4 protein-coding genes and 1 pseudogene are annotated in these 4,309 nt (G+C 44.4%); 2 read left to right on the top strand and 3 right to left on the bottom strand.

Annotated features, from left to right (window positions below; all coding sequences use genetic code 11):
• Positions 1-113 precede the first annotated feature (113 nt).
• Both B2Y23_RS14395 and B2Y23_RS14390 read left to right on the top strand, forming a co-directional pair.
• Complete coding sequence (locus B2Y23_RS14395) at positions 114-1,349, top strand: multifunctional CCA addition/repair protein (RefSeq protein WP_291371547.1); 1,236 nt, start codon at positions 114-116, stop codon at positions 1,347-1,349.
• Positions 1,350-1,500: 151 nt separating this feature from the next.
• Positions 1,501-1,941, top strand: coding sequence for a GNAT family N-acetyltransferase (locus B2Y23_RS14390; RefSeq protein WP_291354784.1), 441 nt, complete (start codon positions 1,501-1,503; stop codon positions 1,939-1,941).
• Between the two features lie 39 nt (positions 1,942-1,980).
• Here B2Y23_RS14390 and epmA read toward each other — a convergent pair whose 3' ends face one another.
• The 3 genes and pseudogenes from epmA to B2Y23_RS14375 all read right to left on the bottom strand — a co-directional run.
• Positions 1,981-2,961: an EF-P lysine aminoacylase EpmA gene (gene epmA, locus B2Y23_RS14385; RefSeq protein WP_291371545.1), complete on the bottom strand. Its 981-nt coding sequence runs from the start codon at positions 2,959-2,961 to the stop codon at positions 1,981-1,983.
• The gene (locus B2Y23_RS14380) at positions 2,958-4,025 is read right to left on the bottom strand and encodes a 4-phosphoerythronate dehydrogenase (RefSeq protein WP_291371543.1); all 1,068 of its coding nucleotides are present in this window, start codon (positions 4,023-4,025) and stop codon (positions 2,958-2,960) included. The genes epmA and B2Y23_RS14380 overlap by 4 nt, the downstream gene beginning before the upstream one ends.
• A gap of 159 nt (positions 4,026-4,184) precedes the next feature.
• A pseudogene (locus B2Y23_RS14375) lies at positions 4,185-4,309 on the bottom strand (CoA transferase); the annotation flags it as partial.

The following is a 4,309-nucleotide window of genomic DNA, read 5'->3' as shown; positions in this document are numbered from 1 at the left end:
GTTCAGGAAGCAGAAAAAAACGCGCTCTAAGGAATGTACGCATTAGCGTAACTTCTTGACTTGAGAAAACCTCTATTCTGTAGCATGATTGCTTGAAGAATAGAGGTTTTTTCATGCGAGTTTATTTAGTAGGCGGTGCAGTACGAGATCACTTACTCGGACACCCCTATCAGGAAAAAGATTACGTTGTGGTTGGCGCAACGCCCGACCAGCTTCTTGCTCAAGGCTATCAGCCGGTGGGTAAGGATTTTCCTGTTTTTTTACATCCCGAAACAAAAGAAGAATATGCACTGGCACGCACCGAACGAAAATCCGGTCGTGGTTATCATGGCTTTGAATTTCATACCGATCCTAGCGTTAGTCTTGAAGATGACCTGATTCGTCGCGACCTGACCATCAATGCTATGGCCATGGATAACGATGGCAACATCTATGACCCCTATCAAGGTCAGAAAGACCTGGAACAGCGCATTTTACGTCATGTATCGGATGCCTTTGTAGAAGATCCGCTACGGGTACTGCGTATTGCCCGGTTTGCTGCCCGCTATAAAGGCTTAGGCTTTAGTGTCGCGACAGAGACTCTTGCTTTAATGAAAAAATTGGTGGAATCAGGCGAACTTGATGCCCTGATTTCTGAACGTGTTTGGAAAGAAACTTCACGTGCACTCATGGAAAATCATGCGGACGAATATTTTCATGTATTACGTGAGTGTGGTGCATTGAAAGTCTTGTTCCCGGAACTTGATGCCCTCTACGGTATTCCACAGCGCCCTGAATATCATCCGGAAATTGATTGTGGTATTCATACCATGATGTCCTTACAACAGGCCTGTAAAGCCAACTATTCTTTAGATGTACGCTTTGCCGTTCTGGTTCATGACTTGGGCAAGGCACTCACCCCGGAAGATGAATTACCACGTCATATCATGCATGAAGAACGTGGCGTCAGACCGGTCACCGAAATTTGTGACCGTCTTAAAGTGCCAACCAATACCAAGCAACTGGCGCTTGCGGTATGTAAAGAGCATTTAAAATGCCATCAGGCACTGACCTTAAAACCGGGTACTTTATGGCGTTTATTGCAACGGCTAGATGTCTTACGGCGCCCTGAACGTGTAGAAGCTTATGTTCAAGCCTGTGAATGTGATTCTCGTGGCCGTTTGGGTCTGGAAGACCGAGAATATCCTCAGGCAAAATATGTACTGGATGCCATGCAGGTAGTACGTAATATCAAGGCTCAAGATTTACCGCCTGATATTCAGGGACCCGATATTGGGGAAATGCTGATTCAGCGACGCATTAAAGCGATTGAGGAATTGAAAGCACGGCAGCTTGCTGTAGTCGTATAAAAAAAGCACCTAAGGGTGCTTTTTAAATTTCCATGACAGATCTAGATGGAATATGGATAGACAAAATTCGTATAACTGGTTTGAAATTGATTCCATGTTAAGAATTTGAAAGTGTTTTATCATACAAAAAACTTCCAAGATTTTTTCATATATGACCCTCCTTGTTCGACCTTTACAGTTATCGGATGATCTGGAAGCGATTCATCAGCTTACCCTTCAACTGGGCTATCCCACGAGTATTGAAAATATTCAGCGACGTTGGCAGCACATTCACCAAAACCCACTTTGCCACACTCTTGTCATTGAAAATCAACATCGGGTGATTGGTTATACAGGCTTTATTGAACAATACAGTTGGGAATTTGATGATGGCTTTATTCGTATACAAGCCTTTGTAATCGATGAAGCCCATCGTGGACAAGGAATCGGAAAAATATTGATGAATGCAGTCGAACGGGAAGCAAAACAGCGTGGATTAAAACGGATTTTACTTAACAGTGGCAATCGAGCTGAACGCTACCCTGCACATGCATTTTATTTAAGCCAAGGTTTCGAGCCTTATAGTATAGGCTTTACCAAATATTTGCCTTGATCAGCAAATCCAACGATTCGCTGATCAAATATAATTGTCTCAGGAAATATCCGCCGGAAAAGTAATCACTTTTTCAAGTTTCATTTGCTCAGTCGCGACCATCAACAAACGGTCAATCCCCAAGGCAATGCCTGAACATTCGGGCATCTGAGATAAAGCTGCCAGCAAATATTCATCAATCGCCATCACATGTAAACCGAGCTTCGCACGTTCAGCATTATCCGCTTCAAAGCGTGAAAGCAATACATCGGCATCAACCAGCTCATCGTAAGCATTGGCCAATTCCAAACCCTCGATATACAGCTCGAAACGGGCAGCGACCAGTTCTCCATCATCATCGATTCGGGTTTTGGCCAGGGACGCCAGTTCAGCTGGGAAATCGGTTAAAAATACCGGTGTGTCAAAACCCAGACTCGGTTCGACAAAGTGCGAAAAGAGCAAATCTATATAACCCAGGCGGTCATCACCCAGGTCCAAATTTAGACCGACCCGGTTACAACAATCCTTTAATTCTTTTACGCTGGCTTGTAATGGATTGATATCTAGACGATCGATAAAGGCATGTTTATAGCTGAGGATCGTCGGACGAACTTCACCAAAGCGCTGTTTTAAAGTCACATTGAGCAAGTCCGTCACTTCAAACATCAAATCTTTCAGGCTAAATCCGGGACGATACCATTCCAGCATGGTGAACTCGCTATTGTGCTTACGCCCATGCTCATTATCACGAAAGACTTTGCAGATTTGATAGATCGGGCCGCTGCCACTGGCAAGCAAGCGTTTCATGGCAAATTCGGGAGAGGTTTGCAGATAATGAGTTTGCTGTTTACCTTTTACATGTCGCTGCGCCTGTATTGAGGCCAAATGTACATCCGTAACTCCTGCCTGTGACAAGATCGGGGTTTCAACTTCCAGTACCTCACGTTCAGCAAAAAACTGACGGATTTGCGCATACATTTTGGCCCGGGCTTGCATGGCCTTTAAATCACAAGTCGGCTGATAAGTGACAGTTTGACTCATGCCGCAGGCCCTCCATGTACTGCCCATTCACGGCGTAATGGATAAGTTTTACGTAAATAATCAAAGGCTTTCTGATCGACCTTGCCGTCTTTTAAGCAGCTACGTAAATTGGCATCATCACGGGCAATATCGTAGATTTGGCTTAAATACTGTTTCAACACTGCCTTTAAATCACGATCTTTAAAATATGGCTCACAGACTGGCAATTGCGTTTCAAATTGCTTTGTCGCTGGATAATGAAAGGTGCGACAGAATGCATCGTAGATCATTTGCGTACCGCGTGCTTTGCCTTCCAGACTATAGCCAGCAATATGCGGTGTCACCAAAGTAATCAAATTTAGCAGTTGCTCTGAAATTTCAGGTTCATGCTCAAAGACATCCAGAACCACGGAACGCTGTGTCTGTTGAATATCGGCAATTAAGGCCGCTTCTTTCACCACTGGCCCGCGTGCCGAATTAATTAAAATTGCTTCAGGCTTCATCTGTGCCAAAGCTGCAGCATTGATGAGATGATAGGTCGGATGATCACCTGTTTTGGTCAAAGGCACATGGGTCGAAATGGCATCCGCTGTTTTTAACAATTCTTCAAATTCAACCTGTTGCACATGCTCTCGCTGCACAAAGGGATCATAACCAATCACGTTCCAGCCCAAAAGTTTGGCCATAATAGCCAGACGTGAACCGACATTGCCCAGACCAACAATACCTAGCGTAAAGCCGTCATTGGCATCGATCAGTTCAGGTTTTAAATGCAATAAAGCAGCAATCACATATTCTGCAACCGCCTGTGCATTGCAACCGGCGGCATTCGACCAGGCAATGTGTTGTTGTTCCAAGGCTGGAATATCCAGATGATCGGTACCAATGGTCGCACTACCGACGAATTTTAATTTTGTGCCTTGAATCAGATTGGCATTGACTTGGGTCACAGAACGCACCAGTAACGCTTCTGCATCTTTGACATCCGCGTGGGTTAGCGTTCGCCCTGCAGCCTGCTGAATTTCGCCAAAATCGGCAAAGAAATATTCAGTAAATGCCAGATTTTCATCTACGACAATTTTCATAGTGCGTTCCAATGACTTGAAGACTGCTATGATAACGCCTGCAGCTAAATCTGACCATGTAAGCAGATACTATTGACCAATAAATCAACTCGATAAAAAAGACCGGATATGTTTAACATCCGGTCAAGACAGGAAAAGCTAAAACTTCAATTAGCTAAATTAAGCCACTTCACCATCAATAATGCCTTGGGCTTTTAGCAGCTGTAATTCATCCTGAGATTTAAAGCGAGAAAGAATGTGTTGCGTGTGCTCCCCCAGTTGTGGCGGTGCATGACGGTATTGCA

This window comes from Acinetobacter sp. UBA5934, assembly GCF_002430855.1.
In the GTDB taxonomy this organism is placed as follows: domain Bacteria; phylum Pseudomonadota; class Gammaproteobacteria; order Pseudomonadales; family Moraxellaceae; genus Acinetobacter.
Note: the sequence above shows the minus strand (reverse complement) of the source record. Positions and strands in the feature narration are given on the sequence as shown.